At 61.3% G+C, this 21,679-nt stretch carries 25 protein-coding genes and 1 tRNA gene; 17 read left to right on the top strand and 9 right to left on the bottom strand.

Features of this window, described 5'->3' with window-relative positions; genetic code table 11:
• The first annotated feature begins 55 nt into the window (after positions 1–55).
• The 3 genes from glmM to ACN9MB_RS12250 all read left to right on the top strand — a co-directional run bounded on the left by glmM (position 56) and on the right by ACN9MB_RS12250 (position 3,469).
• Positions 56–1,402 carry a phosphoglucosamine mutase gene (glmM, locus tag ACN9MB_RS12260; protein ID WP_204636370.1) on the top strand — a complete coding sequence of 449 codons (1,347 nt, stop codon included), beginning with the start codon at positions 56–58 and terminating at the stop codon, positions 1,400–1,402.
• Between the two features lie 103 nt (positions 1,403–1,505).
• A complete protein-coding gene (locus tag ACN9MB_RS12255) occupies positions 1,506–2,441 on the top strand; it encodes an isopenicillin N synthase family dioxygenase (RefSeq protein WP_426269032.1) in 936 nt (311 codons plus the stop codon).
• Between the two features lie 506 nt (positions 2,442–2,947).
• On the top strand, positions 2,948–3,469 hold the full coding sequence (locus ACN9MB_RS12250; protein ID WP_426269031.1) for a hypothetical protein: 522 nt from the start codon (positions 2,948–2,950) through the stop codon (positions 3,467–3,469).
• On the opposite strand, the gene ACN9MB_RS12245 is transcribed toward ACN9MB_RS12250, so the two are convergent.
• On the bottom strand, positions 3,445–4,257 hold the full coding sequence (locus tag ACN9MB_RS12245) for an SDR family NAD(P)-dependent oxidoreductase (RefSeq protein WP_426269029.1): 813 nt from the start codon (positions 4,255–4,257) through the stop codon (positions 3,445–3,447). The two genes, ACN9MB_RS12250 and ACN9MB_RS12245, sit on opposite strands and share 25 nt — an antisense overlap.
• A gap of 123 nt (positions 4,258–4,380) precedes the next feature.
• Between ACN9MB_RS12245 and tpiA the strand changes: the two genes are divergently transcribed.
• The 5 genes from tpiA (at position 4,381) to ACN9MB_RS12220 (ending at position 7,823) form a co-directional block, all read left to right on the top strand.
• Positions 4,381–5,130 (top strand): triose-phosphate isomerase, encoded by a 750-nt coding sequence (gene tpiA, locus ACN9MB_RS12240; RefSeq protein WP_204636373.1) that lies wholly within the window; start codon positions 4,381–4,383, stop codon positions 5,128–5,130.
• Between the two features lie 25 nt (positions 5,131–5,155).
• On the top strand, positions 5,156–5,602 hold the full coding sequence (gene secG, locus ACN9MB_RS12235; protein ID WP_204636374.1) for a preprotein translocase subunit SecG: 447 nt from the start codon (positions 5,156–5,158) through the stop codon (positions 5,600–5,602).
• Positions 5,603–5,613: 11 nt separating this feature from the next.
• Positions 5,614–5,698 (top strand) — tRNA-Leu (locus ACN9MB_RS12230).
• Positions 5,699–5,810: 112 nt separating this feature from the next.
• Positions 5,811–6,308 carry an AAA family ATPase gene (locus tag ACN9MB_RS12225; protein ID WP_426269028.1) on the top strand — a complete coding sequence of 166 codons (498 nt, stop codon included), beginning with the start codon at positions 5,811–5,813 and terminating at the stop codon, positions 6,306–6,308.
• 180 nt (positions 6,309–6,488) lie between these two features.
• On the top strand, positions 6,489–7,823 hold the full coding sequence (locus ACN9MB_RS12220; RefSeq protein WP_426269026.1) for a Fic family protein: 1,335 nt from the start codon (positions 6,489–6,491) through the stop codon (positions 7,821–7,823).
• A 326-nt stretch (positions 7,824–8,149) separates the two neighbouring features.
• Here ACN9MB_RS12220 and ACN9MB_RS12215 read toward each other — a convergent pair whose 3' ends face one another.
• From ACN9MB_RS12215 to ACN9MB_RS12190, 6 genes are all read right to left on the bottom strand, one after another.
• Entirely contained in the window at positions 8,150–8,464 is a 315-nt protein-coding gene (locus ACN9MB_RS12215) for a HigA family addiction module antitoxin (RefSeq protein ID WP_426269025.1), read from the bottom strand.
• A gap of 139 nt (positions 8,465–8,603) precedes the next feature.
• The gene (locus tag ACN9MB_RS12210; RefSeq protein ID WP_426269023.1) at positions 8,604–8,948 is read right to left on the bottom strand and encodes a hypothetical protein; all 345 of its coding nucleotides are present in this window, start codon (positions 8,946–8,948) and stop codon (positions 8,604–8,606) included.
• 374 nt (positions 8,949–9,322) lie between these two features.
• A complete protein-coding gene (locus ACN9MB_RS12205) occupies positions 9,323–9,736 on the bottom strand; it encodes a pilin (RefSeq protein WP_426269022.1) in 414 nt (137 codons plus the stop codon).
• Between the two features lie 894 nt (positions 9,737–10,630).
• Positions 10,631–11,038, bottom strand: a complete 408-nt coding sequence (locus ACN9MB_RS12200) for a DUF2000 family protein (protein ID WP_426269020.1) — start codon at positions 11,036–11,038, stop codon at positions 10,631–10,633.
• Positions 11,039–11,075: 37 nt separating this feature from the next.
• Positions 11,076–11,939, bottom strand: coding sequence for an AraC family ligand binding domain-containing protein (locus ACN9MB_RS12195; RefSeq protein WP_426269019.1), 864 nt, complete (start codon positions 11,937–11,939; stop codon positions 11,076–11,078).
• A gap of 181 nt (positions 11,940–12,120) precedes the next feature.
• A complete protein-coding gene (locus ACN9MB_RS12190) occupies positions 12,121–12,522 on the bottom strand; it encodes a hypothetical protein (protein ID WP_426269017.1) in 402 nt (133 codons plus the stop codon).
• 447 nt (positions 12,523–12,969) lie between these two features.
• On the opposite strand from ACN9MB_RS12190, the gene ACN9MB_RS12185 reads away from it, so the two are divergent.
• The 3 genes from ACN9MB_RS12185 (at position 12,970) to ACN9MB_RS12175 (ending at position 14,796) form a co-directional block, all read left to right on the top strand.
• The gene (locus ACN9MB_RS12185; RefSeq protein WP_426269016.1) at positions 12,970–13,845 is read left to right on the top strand and encodes an alpha/beta fold hydrolase; all 876 of its coding nucleotides are present in this window, start codon (positions 12,970–12,972) and stop codon (positions 13,843–13,845) included.
• Between the two features lie 215 nt (positions 13,846–14,060).
• Positions 14,061–14,291 carry a hypothetical protein gene (locus ACN9MB_RS12180; protein ID WP_204636389.1) on the top strand — a complete coding sequence of 77 codons (231 nt, stop codon included), beginning with the start codon at positions 14,061–14,063 and terminating at the stop codon, positions 14,289–14,291.
• An 85-nt stretch (positions 14,292–14,376) separates the two neighbouring features.
• Entirely contained in the window at positions 14,377–14,796 is a 420-nt protein-coding gene (locus tag ACN9MB_RS12175; RefSeq protein ID WP_426269015.1) for a GFA family protein, read from the top strand.
• A gap of 31 nt (positions 14,797–14,827) precedes the next feature.
• On the opposite strand, the gene ACN9MB_RS12170 is transcribed toward ACN9MB_RS12175, so the two are convergent.
• Positions 14,828–14,998: a hypothetical protein gene (locus tag ACN9MB_RS12170; RefSeq protein ID WP_204636390.1), complete on the bottom strand. Its 171-nt coding sequence runs from the start codon at positions 14,996–14,998 to the stop codon at positions 14,828–14,830.
• 252 nt (positions 14,999–15,250) lie between these two features.
• Between ACN9MB_RS12170 and ACN9MB_RS12165 the strand changes: the two genes are divergently transcribed.
• The 5 genes from ACN9MB_RS12165 (at position 15,251) to asnB (ending at position 19,003) form a co-directional block, all read left to right on the top strand.
• Positions 15,251–15,532, top strand: coding sequence for a 2-hydroxyacyl-CoA dehydratase (locus ACN9MB_RS12165; RefSeq protein WP_426269013.1), 282 nt, complete (start codon positions 15,251–15,253; stop codon positions 15,530–15,532).
• Between the two features lie 60 nt (positions 15,533–15,592).
• A complete protein-coding gene (locus ACN9MB_RS12160; protein WP_426269012.1) occupies positions 15,593–16,531 on the top strand; it encodes a TolB family protein in 939 nt (312 codons plus the stop codon).
• Between the two features lie 133 nt (positions 16,532–16,664).
• A complete protein-coding gene (locus ACN9MB_RS12155; protein ID WP_426269011.1) occupies positions 16,665–17,057 on the top strand; it encodes an STAS/SEC14 domain-containing protein in 393 nt (130 codons plus the stop codon).
• A gap of 51 nt (positions 17,058–17,108) precedes the next feature.
• Positions 17,109–17,237 carry a hypothetical protein gene (locus ACN9MB_RS12150; protein ID WP_426269010.1) on the top strand — a complete coding sequence of 43 codons (129 nt, stop codon included), beginning with the start codon at positions 17,109–17,111 and terminating at the stop codon, positions 17,235–17,237.
• A gap of 92 nt (positions 17,238–17,329) precedes the next feature.
• Complete coding sequence (asnB, locus tag ACN9MB_RS12145) at positions 17,330–19,003, top strand: asparagine synthase B (protein WP_204636394.1); 1,674 nt, start codon at positions 17,330–17,332, stop codon at positions 19,001–19,003.
• A 42-nt stretch (positions 19,004–19,045) separates the two neighbouring features.
• Here asnB and ACN9MB_RS12140 read toward each other — a convergent pair whose 3' ends face one another.
• Entirely contained in the window at positions 19,046–20,377 is a 1,332-nt protein-coding gene (locus ACN9MB_RS12140; protein ID WP_426269009.1) for an aspartyl protease family protein, read from the bottom strand.
• Between the two features lie 164 nt (positions 20,378–20,541).
• On the opposite strand from ACN9MB_RS12140, the gene prfB reads away from it, so the two are divergent.
• A protein-coding gene (gene prfB / locus ACN9MB_RS12135; protein ID WP_204636396.1) for a peptide chain release factor 2 occupies positions 20,542–21,667 on the top strand; the annotation gives its coding sequence in 2 pieces (ribosomal slippage) (positions 20,542–20,616 and positions 20,618–21,667; 1,125 coding nt in all).
• Positions 21,668–21,679: the final 12 nt, after the last annotated feature.

The raw sequence follows: 21,679 nt of genomic DNA, 5'->3' as shown, positions 1-21,679 counted from the left end.
CAGACAGACCAGGACGTCAGGCGCAGCCATGCGCCGACCCGGTAGGAGCAGCACCATGACGCAACGGAAGTATTTCGGCACCGACGGTATTCGCGGTCTCGTGGGCCAGTGGCCGATCAGCGCGGACTTCATGCTGCGCCTGGGGCGCGCGGTGGGCGTGGTGCTGGCGCGCCATGGCCGGCCGCGACCGAAAGTGGTGATCGGCAAGGACACGCGCGTGTCCGGTTACATGTTCGAATCCGCGCTCGAGGCCGGCCTGGTCGCGGCGGGCGCCGATGTGTCGTTGCTGGGCCCGATGCCCACGCCGGGCGTCGCCTTCCTCACGCGTTCGCTGCGGGCCGATGCGGGCATCGTCATCAGTGCCTCGCACAACCCGCATCACGACAACGGCATCAAGTTCTTCTCCGCCAACGGCGAAAAACTTTCCGACGAAGTGGAGCTGGCGATCGAGGAAGAGCTCGAGCTGGACTTCGCCACGGTGCCGTCCGAGCAGTTGGGCAAGGCCATTCGCATCGCCGATGCGGTGACGCGCTACGCCGAGTTCTGCAAGTCCACGGTGTCGGAAGATTTCAACCTGCGCGGCATCAAGATCGTGCTGGACTGCGCGAACGGTGCGACCTACCAGGTGGCGCCGAAAGTGTTCAGCGAACTGGGCGCAGTGGTTATCACCCTTGGCGACAAGCCTGACGGTTTCAACATCAATCGCGACGTCGGCTCCACCCACCCGCAGTCACTGCAGCGCGCGGTGATCGAGCAGGGCGCGGACATCGGCATTGCCTTCGATGGCGATGGCGACCGCCTGCAGCTGGTCGACCGCCACGGCAAGCTGGCCGATGGCGACGACATCCTCTATGTGCTGGCCAATGCCTGGCACGCGCAGGGCCTGCTGCTCGGTCCGGTGGTCGGCACGCTGATGAGCAACTACGGCCTGCAACTGGCGCTGGCTAAGCTCGACGTGAAGCTGATCCGTGCCAACGTGGGCGACCGCTACGTGCTGCAGCAACTCAAGGAGCACGGCGGCAACCTCGGCGGCGAGACCTCCGGCCACATCCTGTGCCTGGACCGCGCCACCACCGGCGACGGCATCGTCTCCGCGCTGGCCGTGCTCGAGGCCCTGGCCGGCGCCGACCTGGCCGAAGCCCGCCAGGGGCTGCACAAGATGCCCCAGATCATGATCAACGTGCGTGCCGATGGCGCCCGCGAAGCCCTGGGCAGCGAGGCGGTGCGCGCCGCGCTGGCCGAGACCGAGCAGACCCTGGCCGGCCGTGGCCGCGTGGTGCTGCGTGCGTCGGGCACCGAGCCGCTGGTCCGGGTGACCATCGAGGCCGCCGACGAGGGTGAAGTCCGCCAGTTGGCCGAACAGCTCGCAGGTGTCGTAAAATCCGCCGCAGAACGTTCGTGAGCCTGTAAAGCGTTACCCAGGTCGCCAAGGATTGGCCCGACGTGCCCCGCCCCTGCGGTGGCGGACTGACAAGTGGACCGCACGCACAACCTGTGGACAGATCATGAAGAAAGTTCCGACTCTCGACATCCGTCGTTACGACTCCGACCGTGCCGCATTCGTGGCCGAGCTGGGCAACGCCTACCGTGAATACGGCTTCTGCTGCATCAGCGGCCACGGCATCCCGCGCGAACTGATCGACGGCGCCTACGATTCGTTCCAGCGCTTCTTCGCGCTGCCGAAAGAAACCAAGATGAAGTACCACATCGCCGGCAGCGGCGGTGCGCGTGGCTACACGCCGTACAAGGTCGAAACGGCCAAGGACAGCAAGTTCGCCGATCTCAAGGAATTCTGGCACGTCGGCCGCGAGATCCCGCGCGATTCGAAATTCGCCGACGTAATGCCGCCCAACATCTGGCCGGCCGAAATCAGCGATTTCAAGCAGAACGGCTACGGCCTGTTCGAGGCGCTCGACCAGCTCGGTTCGCGCGTGCTGCGCGCACTGGCCTTGCACATCGATCTGCCGGAACACTTCTTCGACGACAAGATCGACCAGGGCAACTCCATCCTGCGCCCGATCCACTACCCACCGATCACCGAAGAAAACATTCCGAATGTGCGCGCGGGCGCCCACGAGGACATCAACTTCATCACGCTGCTGGTCGGCGCCAGCGCGGAAGGCCTGGAAGTGCTCACGCGCGAAGGCGAGTGGCTGCCGATCACCACCGAAGGCGACGCCATCGTGGTGAACATCGGCGACATGCTGCAGCGCCTGACCAACCACGTGTATCCGTCGACCTCGCACCGCGTGGTGAACCCGCAGAACGACAATGCGCGCAAGCCGCGTTATTCGGTGCCGTACTTCCTGCACCCGAATCCGGACGTGGTGCTCGATCCTCTGCCGCAGACCATCACGCCAGATAATCCGAGCCGCTACAACACCAGCATTACCTCGCATGAGTATTTGCTGGAGCGCCTGCGCGAGATCAAGCTGATCTAACGCCACACTTCTCCCTCTCCCTTCCGGGGAGAGGGCTGGGGAATTGCCACCTCTACGGTGGTGAGGGCCGGGTGCTCGCGGCAACGTTTCTCTTCGATATCCCAACGCGCCAAGCAACCGGTTTTCCTGTGGGAGCGCACCCTGTGCGCGACAGCCACGTGTCGGTGTACCGCTCCGTAGGTTTGTCGCGCACAGGGCGCGCTCCCACAGTAGATCGCCAACGCGGTACACACCACTTCGCCCTCTCCTTCAGGGAGAGGGCCGGGTGCTCGCGGCAACGTTTCTCTTCGATATCCCAACGCGCCAACCAACCAGCTTTTCTGTGGGAGCGCACTTGTGCGCGACGCGGGCGCCCGAGTGCACCGCTCCGTCAGGTTGTCGCGCACAAGTGCGCTCCCACAAAAAATCAGCCGGGCCGGTTTTGAGCCCACCCTCCATGACTTCCGGTCGATTCCCCCGCAACGGCGCAGGACTAGTCTCAGCGCTTCGCCCGCGGAGATTCGTCCATGCGTTCCCTGGTGCTCCTGCCCATCATCGCTCTGGCAAGCAGCCATGCCGTGGCCGCCCCTGACGAAGCCTTCCACGACTTCGCCGCCCTAACCGGCGAGTGGACCTGCCACGGTATCTTCCCCGCCGCAGGCAAGACCATCGACTCCACCCTGCGCTTCGAGTTCGACCTAAACGGCAAGGCACTCGTCAAACACCACGACGACACCTCACCCCCGGCGATGTACCACGCACTGGAAGCCTGGGGCTACGACGCAAAGAACACCCGCTACAACGCCACCATCCTCGACAACTTCGGCGGCGCCCGCGTGTTCTCTTCGGAGGGCTGGAAAGACGGTCGCCTCGTCTGGACCTCCGCTCCGGAAGTAAAACCAGCGCAGCATTTCATCTACGCGCATGAAGCCAATCAGGGCCTACGCATCGACTGGGAAGTGCTCAAGGGCGACAGCTACGTAGTGGGCGACACCCTGCATTGCACGCCGCAGCACGTCAGTCATCAAGCTTCTTCAAGCACCCGGTAGCGCTTCGATTCGCGCGCCGACAGCCACAGCGTCAAACGATCCGGCAACAGCTTCATCATCGTCTTGATGAAGCGATTCACGCCGCCAGTGACGCGCACGATGTCGCCGCGTTCCACCGCCTCGTAGCCTTCGCGCACCACGTCTTCCGCGGTCTGCCACATGAAACCGGGCAGCTTGTTCATCAGCTCGCGCGAGCCGGTGACGTCATGGAATTCCGACCACGTGAAGCCCGGGCAGAGCGCGCATACATTCACGCCGAGATGGCGGTTCTCCAGCGCCAACGATTGCGAGAACTTGATCAGGTAGGCCTTGCTCGCCGCATACAGCGTATGGCCCGCCGAACCCGGCACATGCCCCGCCAGCGACGCCACATTGACGATGCGGCCGTAGCCGCGCTCGCGCATACCCGGCAGCAGGCACCAGGCCAGTTCGGCCGGAGCGGTCATCAGGACGCGGATAAAGGCCTCGTGCACCGGCCAATCCACCGCCTCGAACGTACCGGGCACGCCATAGCCGGCGTTGTTGATCAGCCAGTCCACCCTAAGTCCACGTGCTTCCAGCGCCTCGCACAGTTGGGGCACCGCGGCCGGGTCGGCCAGATCAGCCGGGAGCACCGTCACACTGGCCTTATGCTGGTCGCGTAACGCTTGTGCCAGCGCTTCAAGCCGTTCAACGCGCCGGGCCGTGAGCACCAGATCGTGGCCGCGGGCCGCAAGTTCACGCGCGAAGGCGGCGCCAATGCCGGCGGAGGCGCCGGTGACCAGGCTGAGTGGGCGGGCTGGTGGCATAAAAGTGGTCTCCTTGTGGTCCTTCCGATTTTTTCCACAACGGCAATGGTTTGTCTTCACTGCGTTGCCAGTGGCATGGTCGATCGGTAAGCTTCGCTGTTTATACGCAGATGGAACACGCGCATGCGCAAGAAACTCGTCGCCGGCAACTGGAAGATGCATGGTAGCCGCAGCATGGCGACAGCTCTGGTCAGCGACATCGTTGCGGCCTTGCCGACCGCCATCGACGTGGTGGTGATGCCGCCGTTCCCGTACCTCGGCGAGCTGGCGAGCCAGCATGCCGGTTCCGGCCTGGGTTTTGGCGGCCAGGACGTGAGCGAGCACGAGGGGCAGGGCGCGTATACCGGTGAAGTGTCCGCCGCCATGCTCGCTGACATCGGCGCGCAATGGACCATCGTGGGGCATTCCGAGCGCCGCCAGTACCACGGCGAAACCTGCGCCCAGGTGGCCCGCAAATTCGCCGCCGCCCGCGCCGGCGGCCTCACCCCCATTCTCTGCCTGGGTGAAACGCTGGCCCAGCGCCAGGCCGGCGAGACCGAAGAGGTCGTGGCGCGCCAGCTCAAGGCCGTGCTCGATCTCAATGGCATCGGCAGTTTCGATACCGCCGTGATTGCCTACGAACCGCTCTGGGCCATTGGCACGGGCCATTCCGCCACGCCGGAGCAGGCCCAGCACGTGCATGCGTTCATCCGTAGCCAACTGGAAAAAGAAGATGCTATGATTGCCCGTCTGACTCGGCTGCTTTATGGCGGCAGCGTCAAAGCGGCGAATGCTGCGGAATTGTTCGCGCAAGCAGACGTGGATGGTGGACTGATCGGAGGCGCCTCACTGGCATCGGCCGATTTCCTGGGAATCTGCGCTGCGGCGCATTAAGCGCTACGGACTCTTAAACAGAACCATGTTCGTCATCTTCAGCGTCTTCTACATTCTGATCGCCGCGGCGATGATCGTGCTGATCCTGATGCAGCGCGGCGCTGGCGCCGACGCAGGCTCGGGTTTCGGTGGCGGCGCCTCGGCTACCGTGTTCGGTGCACGGGGTTCGGCCAGCTTCCTCACCCGTTCCACGGCGGTGTTGGCTGCGCTGTTCTTCGCACTCAGCCTTGGCATGGGTATGTACCTGGGCCACAACGGCAAGCCGCAGTCCGAAAACGGCAGCGATCTGGGTGTGATGTCCGGTCTTGCCAACAAGCCGGCCGCAACGCAGAATGCGCAGCCCGCCGCTCCGGCCAACGCGGAAATCCCGCAGGCCACCAAGCCGGCCCAGGGCGACGTTCCCGCCGCCACGGCCCCGGCCAAGTCGGCAGGCGACGTACCGGCCGCGACGGACCCGGCAAAGAAAAACTAAGCAAGACACCTGCCCAGGTGGCGGAATTGGTAGACGCACTACCTTGAGGTGGTAGCGCCGTAAGGCGTGGGGGTTCGAGTCCCCCCTTGGGCACCAATCGAAGATAGCGATGCAGATGCGTCGGTATCGGAAAAGAACAGAGAAACCGCCAATCGGCGGTTTTTTTGTGCGCGCGTTTCAGGCATCGAATCCAAGGAGTGCATTCGTCATGGCAAAGGTTCACTTGGTCGAAGGGCCTGTTGGAGCGGGCAAATCCACCTTTGTTGCAAAGCTCAGCAAGGAGCATGCAGCGCCCAGCTTGATACTCGATGCGTGGTTCGTGCGGCTGTATAGCCCGGATCATCCCGTCGAAGGTCTGATGCACTGGTACGCAGAAAGGAAAGAGCGTTGCCTAAGCCAGATATGGGCAACGTCCCTGGACATTCTCGGCGCGGGCCACGACGTTATCCTTGAACTCGGGCTGGTCGAGCGCGCCAGCCGTGAGCGGTTCTACGCATTGGTCGAAAGCGCTGGATACGAACTGACGATCTATCTGCTCGATGCGCCACGCGATGTGCGAAGGGAACGGGTGCGGCAACGCAATCGGGAGAAAGGGCCGACCTACGCGATGGAGGTGCCCGATGTGTTTTTCGAACTGGCTAGCGATCACTGGGAGCCTGTCAACGAGACCGAGAGAGAACGGTTCGGCGTTCGAGTGATTGCGTGAGGGCGGTGGGGCGCAACTTACCCTGCGCCAGTACATGCGCTCGCGTGCGCTGGTTCTGGAAAAGGCGCACTCTGACCCGGGGATTTCACCTAAATTTAATATTTGCGAAGGGGCTGGCGTTAGCTATCAGCTTTCTACTAAATTGCATATCAATTAGTAGAAAAAAAATAGGGGAGTCTGATGAAGCTTCCAGTTGCCCCCCCGGCCTGGGAAACCTTGATCGAGCGGAATGGCAATTCCTTCGTGATGATCCTATCGCGCCATCTCGGGCCGGAGGTGAAGGGTCGGTACGAGCACTGGGATCATTTGAGGTATCTGACGCCACCCGAAGGTTTGACGCATGAACAATGGTGGCTCGGTATCAAGTGGGCTCGTGTTTCACTTCGCCGCGAGCTCCCCCTAAACGACAAATCCGGCACGCGATTCTCGGCCGTGTTAACGGACAGCATCCAGCGGCGATTGTTCTTAGTGGCACGTGATGCCGCAGGCGCCCTAAGAGGGCAGGATAGTGCGCAATCGGATGCCATGCGTGAGCGCTACCTAGTGCGATCACTCATGGAGGAAGCGATGACCTCCTCGCAGCTAGAAGGCGCCTCCACGACAACGCAGGTCGCGAAGGACATGTTACGTAGTGGTCGCGAACCTCGTGACTATGGCGAGCGCATGATCTGGAACAACTATTTGGCGATGAGAGAGCTCAAAGAGTGGAGGCAGCAACCGCTGACTCCGGAAGCAATCTTTGAGATGCATCGTATGCTCACACACGGAACTCTTGAGGATGAAGGTTGCGCGGGACGACTGCGCCGTGAAGGCGAGGATATCGTCGTTGAGGACGAGGTCGGAAATGTTTTACATGTCCCACCGCTTGCTTATGAATTGCCGGCGCGTTTACAGGCTCTCTGTGACTTCGCCAATCAAGCAGATGACTCCGAACATTTCATTCACCCAGTCGTTCGCGCAATCATCATTCATTTTCAGATTGGTTACGACCATCCATTTGTTGATGGCAACGGACGCACCGCGCGTACTCTCTTCTACTGGTCGATGCTTCGTTCCGGCTTCTGGATGGCTGAATATTTGTCAATTTCGAAGATTCTTAAGAGCGCGCCCGCTCAATATGTTCGTTCGTACCTCTATACCGAGACGGATGCTAGCGACACAACTTATTTCATTTCCCATCAGCTTGATGTGTTGTTGGAGGCGATTGATGGAGTTCATCAGTACATCTTACGTAAGCAGCGCGAGCAAGCGGATGCTGCTGCCCTTCTAAAACCAGGTAGTAAGTTAGCAAGGCAACTCAATCACAGGCAAAGAGCACTCTTGCTCAATGCGCTTAAGAATCCAGAGAAACCTTTCACGATCGAAGTGCATCGTAGAACTCACGACACGTCCTACCAGACCGCGCGCGCGGATCTTCTTGGCTTGGTTGATGCCGGTTTGATGGAGCAGTTCCGTGAAGGTAAAGCGTTTGTCTTCATCCCGAAGCCTGGCCTGGGGAAGAAGCTCCATAGGTGAGTACGCTGCCATCGTAGTTAGTGGTCAACGCCTCAAGGAGTTAATGCCGCAATGGTGCCAGTAATCAAAACGACGGCTAGTCCGGGCAGTCGAAAGCGCAGGGCAGAGGGCAAATCATCTCCTCGTTCCTTGGGCTCAGCTGGTTAGAAAACTGCTTAACTACCTCCGGCCCGTTTTCTGGAGTTTTACTTCTCAGATTAAGCCCAATGATGGAAGTGAACCTGGATCACCCCTGATTTATCGGACACCTCCATGCGAGGATTGTCCTCGCTTTTAGGTGTCCGAGAAATCAGGGGTGATCCACTCCGTCCCGTTTATCTCATCGCTTAATCAACAAGCGGACGATAAGCGCGGACCACAGGCTTCGCTTTCTCCAGATCATAGCGCGCCTGAAGTGCCAGCCAATAAAAGGCGGTGGTGTCGAAGATGAGGGAAAGGCGGAGGGCGTTTCTGGGAGTGATGGGGTGGGTGTCAGCGATGAAGGCTTTGATGTGATCGGAGGGGATGCCGGAGCGGCGGGCGAGTTGGGCGGGGTTGAGTGCGCTGGGGATCAGGTAGGCGTGCAGCAGGATATCGCCGGGGGCTCGCAGCGGTTGCGAGGGGTCCACTTCCGAATGCGGGGTGAGCTGGATCAGTTCCATGGTGGTTTCTCCCTGTCGGACACGGCCGCACAGCGGATAGGCGCTTACAGCGCTCCGTGTCAGTGAATGCTTGGCAGCTTCGTCGGTGATCGCCCGAGAGCGGCGCATCGCCATGCCGGCCGATGCGCCGTAACGGCGATCATCGGAGGCGTGTTGTGTTCACTCGAGGCTCGTCACCGAGCAGGCGGGCGTACTGCTGCAGGCAGTGGATGGCCGTGCCCAGGCTGGCGGTGACAGCCACGGGAAGCGGCCATGGCAGCGGTCTGCCGGGGAATCCCCGCGCCTGTGCGTGGCGACATTGCTCGCTGTCGAGACGCAGGCGCGTGAGGGCGAGCACCGCCAGGGCGATGTCACCGCGAGTGCCGTTGCGCAGGGTTTCGGGCCATGCCGCCACCGTGGATGGCGGGTCGCCAGATGGAGGAGCGAGGGTGTCGTCAGGGGGAACGGACGAGCGAATGCGTACCGTATGATCGCGGGTAGCCATATCAACTCTCAATCAGTTGGTGATGGTTAGCGGGTCGTGGGTGTTCGCGCACTCACGGCCCGCGCCTCATGACCTGGTGGTCATGGTCACTCGCGAGGCCGTGCAATACGACAGCGCGAGTGACTGGCTGACCGTAGCAAGCAGGGTTGGCATCGTCTGTCAGGGATCGGCGAGATGGGTGTCCACCTGGGCGAGGCGGTGCGTGACGGCGCAAGGCCGACCGAATGTCAGCACCATTCCCTTAGATGATATGAAGGCAGCGCGCGCTCTCAGCGAAACTGTGGTCAGAGTGCACTTTTTTCTTCTGACGGAATCTGCAGTGCAGCGCATGTCTGATTTTGCGGCACAAAGTCCATTCCGACCTCAGCTTTACATCAGCGACAGGTCTGAGGCAGATATTGAAGTGGGATGCCATTGATGTTGCGGTCAGTACACACCCATTGGATCGAGCCATTGGTGACTACCGCGGCAAATCCCAGCTGAGAGCCGGCGATGGCGGTGTTGGCATGTTGCCCATCGGTGTCGTCGAAGTGCACCAGAATGTTACCGGGCCGCGAAAGTGCATCTACATGGCCAACGTACTTGCCGGCATAAGCGTTGGAGCTCATCAGGCCCGCCTGACCTTCCTGAGTGGGGAATTCGCCTGTGCTGTAGTAGTACTCGGTGATTGCGGGCTCCAGACCTTCGGCCAACGAAAAGCCTTCCATCACCTGAGCACGAATCACGTAATTCTGATAAGCCGGTATCGCAATCGCTGCCAAGATCCCGAGGATGGCTACGACGATCATCAATTCGATCAACGTAAAGCCCGCCTGCCGACGAGTGTTCCGATAAATTCTCATATGCCCCCTAGCACTCAAGAATTTGGCCAAGAAAAAGGTGGTGCGAGTTGTTCGTTGCAAATGCAACCAACTTGGAATACCGAAGCTGACGCAGAGTCACCATTTTCTGTGCGAAGGAAAGATTGACGGCTACCTGCTATCGGCCATGGAGCAAAGACCTTGAATGCGTGTCGATCGTTCTTTGCACGGAGCAATCCGCTGCCAAGGCGCGTGAGCTAGAGATCCCGTTGATGCCAAGTACCCTGCGCGGCGAAGACGATAGCCATCGCCAGAACGATGAACAACCCGGCCCAACTGAAAATGTGACGTCTACACGCATTTAGACGCGAAACTTTGGCTGTCGTGCGGTCACCGGTTTGTAACAATTTTCGTTGTTTATTTAGACGTCTAAATCCGGTGCTCGCCCGGATAGGAAGGCGCAGAGGCTTTGCAGCAACCATCTCCCCAGTCCTGATTGGGGGCGAGCGCCGCAGGTTGGCGTGCCGTGTGCTCTAAAGCAGCATCGGCCATGATCTGGGCTCTCTCCCTTAGGGGGGGAACCAAATTGAGGCGATCGCAACGGCTACGCAAAAAATTACGCATATGGGTTCTTCCCCATGTTGTCCGCCAATTTTTGGCAGCCCGTTGCTCGAATGTGCTCGGGCATGCAGGAGCGCGCTGAGGTAAAGGGAGAGGAAGGTTTTTCTGGGTAGCCTCGTTTTCTCGCAACGCCGATGGCTGCGCTCACAAGGTCAGATGGCTTGGGCGGAGCCACTTATCAGTTGCAAAGTCGACCTTCTGCCGCTCGCCTGATGCTTTGCGCCCGCAATGCGAGATCGCTTGCGGTGGTTCGCAACGACTTCAAGGATGAAGCGACAGGCCTTTGATGGCTTTATCCACCGCCTTTTTCGGGCCACGCAGCGCCAGACCCACCAGGTTCAAGTTGCCAGGATCCTCGGCGAGAAAAGCCTGCCGGTTCGCCTCGTCGTGTCCGGTGGAGAACATCGAGAAGACATAGGGAATGATTGTCAGGTGTCCTTGTACCGCTGTTCTGTGAGCAGACTGAAGGCCTTGCATGTCTGCCTGGAAAATCAAAATGGGTTGGCCGAGCATGTTTCCGTAGACGGTGCCGGCGGCATCGAGATAGGGCAGGCCCAAGGCGTCGGGCGCCGCAGCGGCGATGCCTGTCGCCAAAAAGGCAGCCACGTTGAGTCGCTGCCAGCTCGCCAGGTCATCGCGAACGATGAGGGCGACTTTCGTATCGAACATGCCATTCTCCTTCCACGCATTGAGACGGGCATGTTCTTCAAGGCGTTGGCGGGCGATCTAGAACATTTGTGCATTGGCTTTGATAGACCGCGGGCGACAAGCGATACGCTCGCTGGAACCAGCGTCCCATATGGCTCTGGTCGGCGAATCCCACGTCCAGCGCGACCTGACTGGGTGTCCCGCCGTTGGCCAGCAACGCGCGGGCCACGCGTAATCGCAATCGCACCAGGTAGGCATGCGGCGATAGGCCGAACATGCGCTTGAACTGACGGGTCAGGCGGAAGCGGTCGATACCGGAGTGCACGGCCAATTCGTCCAGTCCAATGTCGCGGGCCATCTGGTCGTGGAGGAAATCGCGGGCGAGGAGAACCTGTTCGGGCGAATTCGATGCCGGTGTGACGATCGGGCTTGTGTGCATGGAGAGCCGCCGAACCAGTTCGTCCAGGCATTGATCGCGAGCCAGCTTGGCCTCTTTGAAATGAAGCGCGAGAAAAGCGTTCTGGATCGTGTCCCGCAGCTTGTCATCCGTGGCCACCGTCTTTCGGAAAGCAGAGCCCATGCCCGAAGCGTCCACCGAATCAAGCCGACCGGCCATGGACGCTAGCCAACGCTGCGGCAGATAAAGCATGGCGTAGGTAAAGCCGAACTCTTGCGGAGCGTAGCCATCGTGAACCGCGCCGGGCTCGATCAGCATGACTCGCCCTTCGGTGCTCCGGTGGGTGGTCCGGTGACATCGAAATTGCTGAACTCCCTGCTGCGTCACCCCCACGAGCACTTCGTCGTGGTCGTGCGGGTCATACGCGTGACCGCGAAAGTGCGCATGCACGGTCTCGATCCCTGTATCGGGATCACGGGAAAGTCGAATCCAGTCGTCGCTGGATTTTTCGCGGCTGTTGTTCATGCGAATCGAAGCGTACGGCGCTCCCTTCGGCCGGATGGATGTCGATAGGGAGTTTACTGCTGGGAACGGGGCCAGGTTTACTTCTCGGATTGAAGGCTAACGATAGAAATGAACCTAACCCCGTTTTTTGGTGACTACTCTCTCACCGCCAACGCCCTGAGCAGCGACTTCGGGATTCTTGTTACATCATGCAGCGCGCGTAGACGGTCACCGTGGCGGGGGCTATAGGCATGACTTGACCCGTGACGGTCCAGCCGTCCCCCGTGGCAGTCGGCGCGCTTGAGTAGACCATGAAGTAAAACGTGGAGAGCCATGCATATCCCGACGGATTCGTCGCAAGAGTGGCTGGATCGAATCCGCCGCCATTGTTTGCAACCTGGTTGAGCTCCTGAAAGCCGCCGCCTGTAACGGTGTAGCCGGCGGGGCATGTCGCAGTGATGGTGGACGGGTAGCTTCCCGCCGGAATGGTGACGACTTGTGTTGCGGTGACAAAGGACGCGGCTGATGCGGTAGCGGTGGCTAACAAGCTGCCGGCCAATACGAAGGCCAGACCCCATGTCTTGAAGTAACGATTCTTGCCCATTGCACTTCTCTCCTTAGATGTGAATGCGACGCAACGTTCTGGCCTCTTGCTGTCGCTGGCAAGAAGGCGATTGATCAGATGTATTCCCTGAAGCGAGGCAAGTGTTTTGCTTCTTTGTCGCAACTATTTGCGACCAGTCCTTCGCCTCGATCAGCGTGAAACGTGCACATAGCTGCACAGGCAAGCTGCGCGGATGGAACGGTGCGCGTCGTCGCTCACTGGCGTCAATTTGGATGAAGGGTGTAGCTCTTAGGAGAGAGAGAGGATGCGTCAAACATTGTGTTGCGTATCACGTTGCATTGAGGGCTTCCTGAGCTAAGGCGACTAAATGCCCCGGAATTTTTCATATCCGGTTTTTGATTACCTCCCACGTAATTGAGCCCCCACCACTCTTCACTGACATTGAGCGCACCCAACGACCGCACTCAATGCCACCGGAAAATGATCATGGTCCACGCACACGCCATCGCCCCTCGCCACGTCGAAACCACAGCCGCACGCCCCAACTACATCACCACCGCCGACGGCACCGAGCTGTTCTACCGCGATTGGGGCAGGGGCAGGCCGCTCCTGTTTCTCTCGGGCTGGACGCTCAACTCGGCGATGTGGGGCTATCAGATGCATCCGCTGGCGGCGCAAGGATTTCGGTGCGTTGCCTATGATCGGCGCGGGCACGGGCTGTCGAGCGATCCGGGGTGTGGTTATGACTACGACACCTTGGCAGATGATCTGGCGGCGTTGATCGAGGCGCTGGATCTGCGTGATGTCGTGGTGGTTGCCCACTCGTTCTCCAGCGCGGAGATCGTGCGCTATCTGACACGTCATGGCGACAAGCGAATCTCTGGCGTTCTCATGCTTGCTCCGGCGGCCATTCCGTTCCTTATCAAGACGGATGACAATCCTTCCGGCATTCCCAGTGAGTGGTTGCTCGCCAACGAGACGGAGTTGAAAGACGATTTCTCCGGTTGGGCCGAACGCAGGTCGCAGGCTTATTTTGCGCATCAAGGTTCGCGCGGAATCATCGATGCCACGCTTGCCATGATGAATCAGGCGACGTATCAGGCTGCGATCGAGCTGGCCGATATCCAGGCGACCACGGACTTCCGACCGGAGTTGGTGGGCATCGCGACGCCGATGCTGTTTATCCATGGCGATGCCGATGCTTCGATTCCGCTGGAGGTGACCTCCAAGCCGGCTTGCGATCTATTCGAAAATGCTCGCCTGGTAATCTACAAGGATGCGCCGCATGGGCTCTATTTCACTCATAAGTTTCAGCTGAATCGGGATATTGCCGACTTCGCATCGAGCGTCCAGCGCGCTTAAAAAAGCGTTCCAATGAAATAACGATAGGCCCGCCTTGCAGCGGGCCTCTTCATCTTGGCCATAAGCCATAGTGCCCGGCAGCGCCCGCTGGCACGCTCCTTGATTCTCTCCAAGTCAGAAACAACAACTTAGTCCCCGCACGGAATTCCGTATTTCCAAAGTGCCGCCTTGTCTCGCGGTTGGGTACGGCTGTGCTCCAACAAGTGGTTGCTGCCATGGAAATGAATTTCACATTGATTGATGCAGAGGGCGAGCCCGTCGAGGTCTTCTGCGAGGTCTTCGAGCGCGGCGAGGCGGTGTATTGGCGGGCCTGGCTGTATGGGTTCGCCACCCTGCTGGATACGCTGGACGGCCGTGCCGCCGACGAGGCGGCCATTGCAGGGCATATCCAGGCCGAGATCATGCTGCGTGGGATTCGCGCACATGCTGACCCGCTGGGGCAGTAACTGACCCATTGCACCGCGGGGCGTCAGTACGGCCCGGTATGGCTCGGCTAAGATCGGCCCAGCGCAACGGCGAGGAGAAGGCGCCATGGGAAGCGGGCACGACGACCGGCGATTGATGGGCCAGTGTTATTGCGGCGCGGTGCGTTACCAGGTGCAGGACGCCTTTGTATACGCCGCCAACTGCCATTGTTCGCAATGTCGCCGGACCACGGGCTCGGCGTTCAAGCCGTTCGCGGGCATCGAGCGGGAGAAGCTGACGGTGGTGCAGGGCGCAGGCGGCCTGTTGATCGTGGGTGAGCCCGAGGGGCACGATGCGCATTGCGCGGCCTGCGGCTCGCTGCTTTATTCGGTGGTGCGCGAGGGCGCCTTTGTGCACGTGGCGATGGGGACGCTGGTGGATGCGCCGGCCATTCGGCCCAATAAGCACATATTCGTGGGCTCGAAGGCGCCGTGGTTCGAGATCACCGACGACCTGCCGCAATACCGGGAATTTCCCGAGGGATAGAAAGAACCCCGCTGCGGCGGGGTTTTTCGTGTCAGGCAATCAGCGTCGGGGAGGATTGGACCCGGCTTCGATAGGTTGCCTCGGTTTCCGTGTAAAGGCCCGACCAGGGGTCCAGTACATAGCCCTCGGCGGGCTCGGGCGATACGCGGCGGGCGTCATGTTCCGCGCTGGCAATCGGCGCATCAAGGGTCATCGGATCCATATGCACTCCTGGTGGTTGTCGCGTGGGAAGTTCAGCCTATCGAGCCGGTCGTTGATGCGCGGTTAAAGCAAACGCGGATTTTGGCGAACGTAATTCTTATGAAATTCCTAGGAATCGAGGGCCATGACGCTCTCATGACAGCGCTATCGCATGGCGGCCGGTAGATGGCGATCGCGCGGCGACGCAAGTTCCCTCTCGCATGAAATGACGTGCGACAATGCCGGCCCCGCATCGCCGCGACTCACTTTTGCGATGGCCATCCAAAAAGACGCTTTTCGGCAGTTCCAGGAAGAACTGGCCGCTCTGGACAAGGAACAACAGGCGCGTCGCCACGATGCCAATGAGAAGCCGATGGATCGCGCCCGTCGCGAGTTTCTGGCTTTGCGCGAGCGGCACCGCTTGAGCGTGGCCGACGTGGTGGCTTTCTTCCCGGAAGAGGAAGGCATTGCGTATCTGCAAAGCCTGATCGCTGCGGCCGAGGCGGCACCGCCGCGCAAGCGCCGCGTCAGCCGGAAAACGGAACCGGAAGACTAAGCACACTTTGCCCGCGCTTGCAGGGGCGCTAGCATCCGGCACTTCTCTCGGGGGATCGGAATGTTCCGCTACGCATTCGCTGCTGTGTTCGCTTTGCTAGGTGCGAATGTCGTCGCACAGGATGTCACGCCCACCGTCTTCGCCCCCGGCGTGATCTCGGGGCCCCTGCACGACAGCGCGCCGGCGTTCACGCCGGACGGACGCACCGTGTATTTCACGCGCAGCGAAGGTACGAATTCGACCATTCTGGTCAGTCATCTCGCGCAGGGGCGTTGGTCGACGCCGGTCACTGCGCCGTTCTCGGGGCAATGGAGCGACATGGAACCGGCCATGTCGCCGGATGGGCGTTTCCTCGTCTTTATCTCCAATCGACCGAAGACGCCGCACGGCAAGCCGCTGGATGGATTCCTCATGGGGCGCAGTTTCCCCGAACGCGGCGGCAATCTGTGGAAGGTGACGTGGGACAACGGCAAGTGGAGCGCGCCCGTGCGCTTGCCCGACGTGGTGAATGGCAGCGACTCGACGTTTGCGCCCAGCGTGGCCGCCGACGGCTCGCTCTATTTCATGCATCCGGCGGCTGACCCCAAGCATTTCCGGCTGTTTCGCGCGGCCTGGCACCGCAATGGCTACGAGGAGCCGCAGGCCTTGCCCTTCAGCGATGGCCACGTCACCGATGTCGATCCGGCAGTGGCGCCCGATGAATCCTTCGTGGTGTTCGGCTCAAGCCGTTCGCCGGCGCGCGGGATCGATTTGTTCATCGTGTTTCGCGACAACGGCGAATGGGGCACGCCGATCCATCTCGGCAACGGCGTGAACAGCGCGGGTTCCGATGCCGAGGCACGCCTGAGTCCTGACCATCAGACGCTTTATTTCGCCAGCGACCGCATGGTGGATATCGCGCCCGGCACGGTGCGTGCGGACTGGGACAACGGCAAATACAACATCTGGCAGATTCCGTTGGCGCCCTGGCTGGCGGCGCACGCGAAGGCCGCGCACTAGACCCTGACGTCGCGTAAACAAGACTGTCGCCATCGTTGCCTATCCACGGCGCGCGGCAGTCTTGTTGCTTCGATGACGCCTCCGTAACAAAGCTTTTGAGATACAGACGTCCATAGGCCACAGGATGTCGATCATGATCGAACAGATCCCAGGTTTACCCGCAGGCGCGTTGGGGTTTCGCGCGAGCGGGCAGGTCACCGCGACCGATTACTCGCAAGTGCTCGTGCCGGACATCGAGGCGGCGTTCGCGATCAACCGGAAACTGCGGCTGCTTTATCACGTCGGTCCCGAGTTCACCGGCTTCGATCCCGGCGCCGTATGGGAAGACGTGCAGCTGGGCTTTCGTCATTTCAGCGGCTGGGATCGGGCGGCGCTGGTCACCGATGTGCAGTGGTTGCGGGTGACGGCGGCGGCCATGGGTTTTGCCGTGCCGGCGGAGTTCAAGCTGTTTCACAACGCGCAGCTGGATGAAGCCATGGCATGGATCAGCGAGCCGCGCCCGGTGGACGAGGATGGGAACAAATGAAACCATTTGCCGTGCTTGTCAGCCGAAGCGACATGTGGTGAAGTCGGGCCCATGCTCAGCATTCACGCCCAGCTCGTTGCCATGACCGCCGCCTCCGCGTCGGCGCACGAGCCGCTGCGCGCGCTGAACAATAACAATGCCAATACCAATACCCGCAGCAACGGGTGGGCCGGCGTGTAAGCAGCAGCAACACATTACACACGCAAAAAGGCCCGCTCCCAGCGGGCCTTTTTTGTTTTCCGTCACGCGAAAGACAACCAGGAATCCAAGTCATGTGTTCGATCTTCGGCATGTTCGATCTGCAGCCCGGCGATGACCTGGCGGCGTTACGCCAGCAGGCGCTGGAACTCTCCCAGCGCCAGCGCCACCGGGGGCCGGACTGGAGCGGCGTCTTCGTGGACGCGGGGGTAATCCTGGTGCACGAGCGCCTCGCCATCGTCGACCCGGCGAGTGGCGCACAACCGCTGCGCTCGCGCGACGACGTGCTGGCGTTGGCGGTGAACGGCGAGATCTACAACCACCGTGAGCTTCGGGCGGCCAGCGCCTATGACTTCACCACCGGCTCCGATTGCGAAGTGATCAACGCGCTGTATCGGGAAAACGAATCGCCGTTGACCTGGGTAGCGCAACTCAACGGCATTTTCGCGTTTGCCCTGTGGGACAGCGCCGCCTCGCGCTATCTCATTGCCCGCGACCCCATCGGTGTCTGCCCGCTCTATTGGGGACACGATGGCGAAGGGCGCCTGTGTGTGGCGTCGGAAATGAAATCGCTGGTCGGGCTGTGCAACGACGTGACGCCCTTTCCTCCGGGGCACGTCTACGACAGCGCGGATGGCGAATTGCGTCGTTACTATCAGAAGCCCTGGCGGGACTACGCGCAGACACAGGGACACGATGTGCCGCTGCCCGAGCTGCGTCACGCGTTCGAGCAAGCCGTGCATCGCCAGCTGATGACCGATGTACCGTACGGCGTGCTGTTGTCCGGCGGCCTGGATTCTTCGCTGGTGGCCGCATGCGCCGCGCGCTTTGCGCGGCATCGCGTGGAAGACGACGATCGCGCCGAAGCCTGGTGGCCGCGCTTGCATTCCTTCGCCATTGGCCTGGAAGGTTCGCCGGATCTGGCTGCCGCCCAAGTAGCCGCCGATGCGCTGGGCACGGTGCACCATGGCTTTGTGTATACCTTCTGGGAAGGCCTGGACGCGCTGCCGGAAGTGATCCGCCATATCGAGACCTACGATGTCACCACCATCCGCGCTTCCACGCCGATGTATCTGCTTGCGCGCCGGATCAAGGCAATGGGCGTGAAGATGGTGCTGTCGGGCGAAGGATCCGACGAGATCTTCGGCGGCTATCTGTACTTCCACAAGGCGCCATCGGCCGAGGCGTTCCACGAGGAAACCGTGCGCAAGCTCGATGCGCTGCACAGCTACGACTGCCTGCGCGCGAACAAGTCGATGATGGCCTGGGGCGTGGAAGCGCGCGTGCCGTTCCTCGATCTGGAATTCCTCGATGTGGCCATGGGCATGGATGCGCGCCACAAGATGGCGGGGCAGGGCCGCATCGAGAAGGCGGTGTTGCGTGAGGCGTTCCAGGGTGCGCTGCCGGACGAAATTCTGTGGCGCCAGAAAGAGCAATTCAGCGACGGCGTGGGTTACGGCTGGATCGACGGCCTCAAGGCGCATGCCGAGCAGGCGGTGAGTGATCGCGAATTCGCCGCTGCATCCACGCGCTTTGTGCACAACCCGCCGGCCACCAAGGAGGCGTATCTGTATCGCCGCATCTTCGAGCGCTTCTACCCCGGTCAGGCCTGCGCGGAAACGGTGCCAGGCGGGAAGTCGATCGCGTGTTCTTCGCCTGCCGCGTTGGCCTGGGATCCCTCGTTCGCGGCGGCGGCCGATCCTTCGGGCCGCGCGGTGCGCGGGGTGCATCAGCAGGCGCTGGCGTGATGTCTATGATGACGGCCGCGCGTTTGCACGGCCGTCGCGCGATCAACGCAGGTTGGCGTGCAGCAGGAAGCACTGATGCTGGCGGCGGAAATCCAGCAGGAAATCCATGTCGCGGAGGGCGCCGGCGCCCAGCGTGATGGGATGCTTGACGTTGTCTGCTTCAGTGTAGACATCGAACGTCATGTCGAACGGCTGGCCTGCGATGGTGAGCTTGACCTTGGCAGTGTCGGCATTGACGAACGCGTGCTTGCCGCCGATGTCGCCCATCATGGTTTTCGTGCGATGGAGTGCGGTGACCTCGTCCAGCGCGGCGCGCGTGCCGACCAGGTAGTGGCTCGCGCCCGTATCGAGCATCACCGATTGAGGCGTGTCGTTGACCAACAGCTGCGGATACAGCCGAATGTTGCTGCCCCAGGCCGCGCTGCTGACGCGCATGGCCGTGGCGCAGGCGGGCACGGGAGAATCCTTGCCGAAGACGTGGATATCGCTGCGGGTGATCTCCAGCGTGCCCAGCGGCGCCACCAGGTTGCCGCCGATCAACACGATATGCCGCGGCACCACGGTCACCGGCACGTTGTGCAGGGTGATGCCGCCCATCTCCAGCGTTTCGAGAACCCCGGCCTGGGTGGGGACATCCTTGGCGAGCCAGCCGTTGACGTGGCCTTTGCGATCGAGCGGCTTCACGCCCAGGCGGTCGGCGTCGTCCTGGCCCAGGATCATGTCGCTGGCGCCGGTGTCGAGGATGGCATCCAGCTCGTGGCCGTTGGCAGAAACGGTGAAACGGGGAGTGGTCTGGTCGTCCGGTCGTATCTGTCGCTCTCTTTGCTTCAGCGGCAGGATCACGTCGCCGGCGGGGATGTCGTAGGAAAGCATCGGCTCGTCGGCATGGCTGTCTAGCCAGGCCTGCATCTTGTCGAGCTCGGGGTCGATGCCGTGACCGCGAAAACGGGTGATGAGCTCGCTTTCCGCCTGGCGGGAATCGGCCCAGCGTCCCGCCAGTTGCAGGTTGCCGATGAGAAACTGGCCGCACGACAGGGCAATCTGCGGGCGCACGTCGAGCAGCGCGCTTTCGCAGGCGCTGGCGTCGGCGGTGGCGGCGTCCAGGTTGAAATGCACGCGCTCCAGCGCCATCGCCGACCAGACATGGACGACCGGGTCGTGGTTGTCCTGGTACAGCTTGACCAGTGCATCCGCGTCGGCGGAGCGCATCGCCTTCCAGATAGCCTGGAGATCGGTGTTTTCCTGATCGATGCTTTCGGCGCCAGGAAGCACGGGATGGGAAACGCTGATTCCCCCGGCGGCCACGCCCGCACTCGCCAGGGTCAGCAGGCCGGCCAAGGCCGCAGCCCGCCAATCGTTACGCGTATTCCCCATCTGCCAATCCTTGTGATGACGCGGTTCCTGTCGCCCGTTCCGGGAAACGGTCGGCCCGTCGCACATGAACGCATGTTCACGGTGGCCGTTTACACCGGGCGCATTCCGGCCGCTGAGGCACCTCTGTTATCCTAGAAGGCTGAATATCCGGAACTTCAAATCACATGATCGAGACCAATCCGATCCATGCGCAGATCGCGGACCTCAAGGGCCGCGTCGAGTCGCTTAGGGGGTATCTTTGACTACGCCACCAAGCGTGAGCGTCTCGAAGAAGTAAGCCGCGAACTGGAAAGCCCCACCGTGTGGGACGATCCGCCGCGCGCGCAGGAACTGGGCCGCGAACGCGCCCGCCTGGACACCATCGTCAGCGGTATCGACACCCTGACCTCCGGCCTCACCGATGCTGGCGAGTTGCTGGAGATGGCCGCCGCCGACAGCGACGAAGACACCGCCAACTCGGTGATCGCCGATCTGGCCGGCCTCGAAGCCAAGGTCGCCAAGCTCGAATTCCAGCGCATGTTCTCCGGCAAGATGGACGCCAACAACGCGTTCGTGGACATCCAGGCCGGCGCCGGCGGCACCGAGGCGCAGGACTGGGCCGAAATCCTGCTGCGCATGTACTTGCGCTGGGCCGAATCGCGCGGCTGGAAGGTCGAGCTGATGGAAGTGTCGGGCGGCGAAGTCGCGGGCATCAAGTCCGCCACGTTCCGCGTGGAAGGCGACTACGCCTATGGTTGGCTGAAGACCGAGATCGGCGTGCACCGCCTGGTGCGCAAGAGCCCGTTCGATTCGGACAACCGCCGCCACACCAGCTTCACCTCGGTGTTCGTGTCGCCGGAAGTCGACGACGACATCGATATCGACATCAACCCGGCCGATCTGCGCACCGACGTGTACCGCTCGTCCGGCGCCGGTGGTCAGCACGTCAACAAGACCGAATCGGCCGTGCGTATCACGCATATCCCGACCAATACGGTGGTGGCCTGCCAGACCGAACGCAGCCAGCACGCCAACCGCGATCGCGCCATGAAGATGTTGGCTGCGAAGCTGTACGAGCTGGAGTTGCAGAAGCGCAATGCCGAGAAGGATGCGCTGGAAGCGAGCAAGTCCGACATCGGCTGGGGCAGCCAGATCCGCAACTACGTGCTGGACCAGAGCCGTATTAAGGATCTGCGTACCGGCATCGAGCGTTCGGATACGCAGAAGGTGTTGGACGGCGATCTCGACGAATTCGTTGAAGCGAGCTTGAAGTCCGGCCTGGATGCTGGTGCCAAGCGCGTGGATGCCTGATCGACACCTATG

Source organism: Dyella kyungheensis (genome assembly GCF_049913195.1).
GTDB classification, from domain to species: Bacteria; Pseudomonadota; Gammaproteobacteria; order Xanthomonadales; family Rhodanobacteraceae; genus Dyella; species Dyella kyungheensis.
This window is presented reverse-complemented; position numbering and strand designations above follow the sequence as displayed.

Excerpts from the sequence above, each read along its gene's own strand:
- ACN9MB_RS12255 (WP_426269032.1), top strand. The coding sequence starts at position 1,506 with ATGAAGAAAGTTCCGACTCTCGACATCCGTCGTTACGACTCCGACCGT.
- ACN9MB_RS12155 (WP_426269011.1), top strand. The coding sequence starts at position 16,665 with ATGATCGAACAGATCCCAGGTTTACCCGCAGGCGCGTTGGGGTTTCGC.
- ACN9MB_RS12225 (WP_426269028.1), top strand. The coding sequence starts at position 5,811 with ATGGCAAAGGTTCACTTGGTCGAAGGGCCTGTTGGAGCGGGCAAATCC.
- ACN9MB_RS12165 (WP_426269013.1), top strand. The coding sequence starts at position 15,251 with ATGGCCATCCAAAAAGACGCTTTTCGGCAGTTCCAGGAAGAACTGGCC.
- ACN9MB_RS12220 (WP_426269026.1), top strand. The coding sequence starts at position 6,489 with ATGAAGCTTCCAGTTGCCCCCCCGGCCTGGGAAACCTTGATCGAGCGG.
- tpiA (WP_204636373.1), top strand. The coding sequence starts at position 4,381 with ATGCGCAAGAAACTCGTCGCCGGCAACTGGAAGATGCATGGTAGCCGC.
- ACN9MB_RS12150 (WP_426269010.1), top strand. The coding sequence starts at position 17,109 with ATGCTCAGCATTCACGCCCAGCTCGTTGCCATGACCGCCGCCTCCGCG.
- ACN9MB_RS12205 (WP_426269022.1), bottom strand. The coding sequence starts at position 9,736 with ATGATCGTCGTAGCCATCCTCGGGATCTTGGCAGCGATTGCGATACCG.
- ACN9MB_RS12210 (WP_426269023.1), bottom strand. The coding sequence starts at position 8,948 with ATGGCTACCCGCGATCATACGGTACGCATTCGCTCGTCCGTTCCCCCT.
- ACN9MB_RS12245 (WP_426269029.1), bottom strand. The coding sequence starts at position 4,257 with ATGCCACCAGCCCGCCCACTCAGCCTGGTCACCGGCGCCTCCGCCGGC.
- secG (WP_204636374.1), top strand. The coding sequence starts at position 5,156 with ATGTTCGTCATCTTCAGCGTCTTCTACATTCTGATCGCCGCGGCGATG.
- ACN9MB_RS12190 (WP_426269017.1), bottom strand. The coding sequence starts at position 12,522 with ATGGGCAAGAATCGTTACTTCAAGACATGGGGTCTGGCCTTCGTATTG.
- ACN9MB_RS12200 (WP_426269020.1), bottom strand. The coding sequence starts at position 11,038 with ATGTTCGATACGAAAGTCGCCCTCATCGTTCGCGATGACCTGGCGAGC.
- ACN9MB_RS12250 (WP_426269031.1), top strand. The coding sequence starts at position 2,948 with ATGCGTTCCCTGGTGCTCCTGCCCATCATCGCTCTGGCAAGCAGCCAT.
- ACN9MB_RS12160 (WP_426269012.1), top strand. The coding sequence starts at position 15,593 with ATGTTCCGCTACGCATTCGCTGCTGTGTTCGCTTTGCTAGGTGCGAAT.
- ACN9MB_RS12195 (WP_426269019.1), bottom strand. The coding sequence starts at position 11,939 with ATGAACAACAGCCGCGAAAAATCCAGCGACGACTGGATTCGACTTTCC.
- ACN9MB_RS12175 (WP_426269015.1), top strand. The coding sequence starts at position 14,377 with ATGGGAAGCGGGCACGACGACCGGCGATTGATGGGCCAGTGTTATTGC.
- ACN9MB_RS12140 (WP_426269009.1), bottom strand. The coding sequence starts at position 20,377 with ATGGGGAATACGCGTAACGATTGGCGGGCTGCGGCCTTGGCCGGCCTG.
- ACN9MB_RS12170 (WP_204636390.1), bottom strand. The coding sequence starts at position 14,998 with ATGGATCCGATGACCCTTGATGCGCCGATTGCCAGCGCGGAACATGAC.
- ACN9MB_RS12185 (WP_426269016.1), top strand. The coding sequence starts at position 12,970 with ATGGTCCACGCACACGCCATCGCCCCTCGCCACGTCGAAACCACAGCC.
- ACN9MB_RS12215 (WP_426269025.1), bottom strand. The coding sequence starts at position 8,464 with ATGGAACTGATCCAGCTCACCCCGCATTCGGAAGTGGACCCCTCGCAA.
- glmM (WP_204636370.1), top strand. The coding sequence starts at position 56 with ATGACGCAACGGAAGTATTTCGGCACCGACGGTATTCGCGGTCTCGTG.
- asnB (WP_204636394.1), top strand. The coding sequence starts at position 17,330 with ATGTGTTCGATCTTCGGCATGTTCGATCTGCAGCCCGGCGATGACCTG.
- ACN9MB_RS12180 (WP_204636389.1), top strand. The coding sequence starts at position 14,061 with ATGGAAATGAATTTCACATTGATTGATGCAGAGGGCGAGCCCGTCGAG.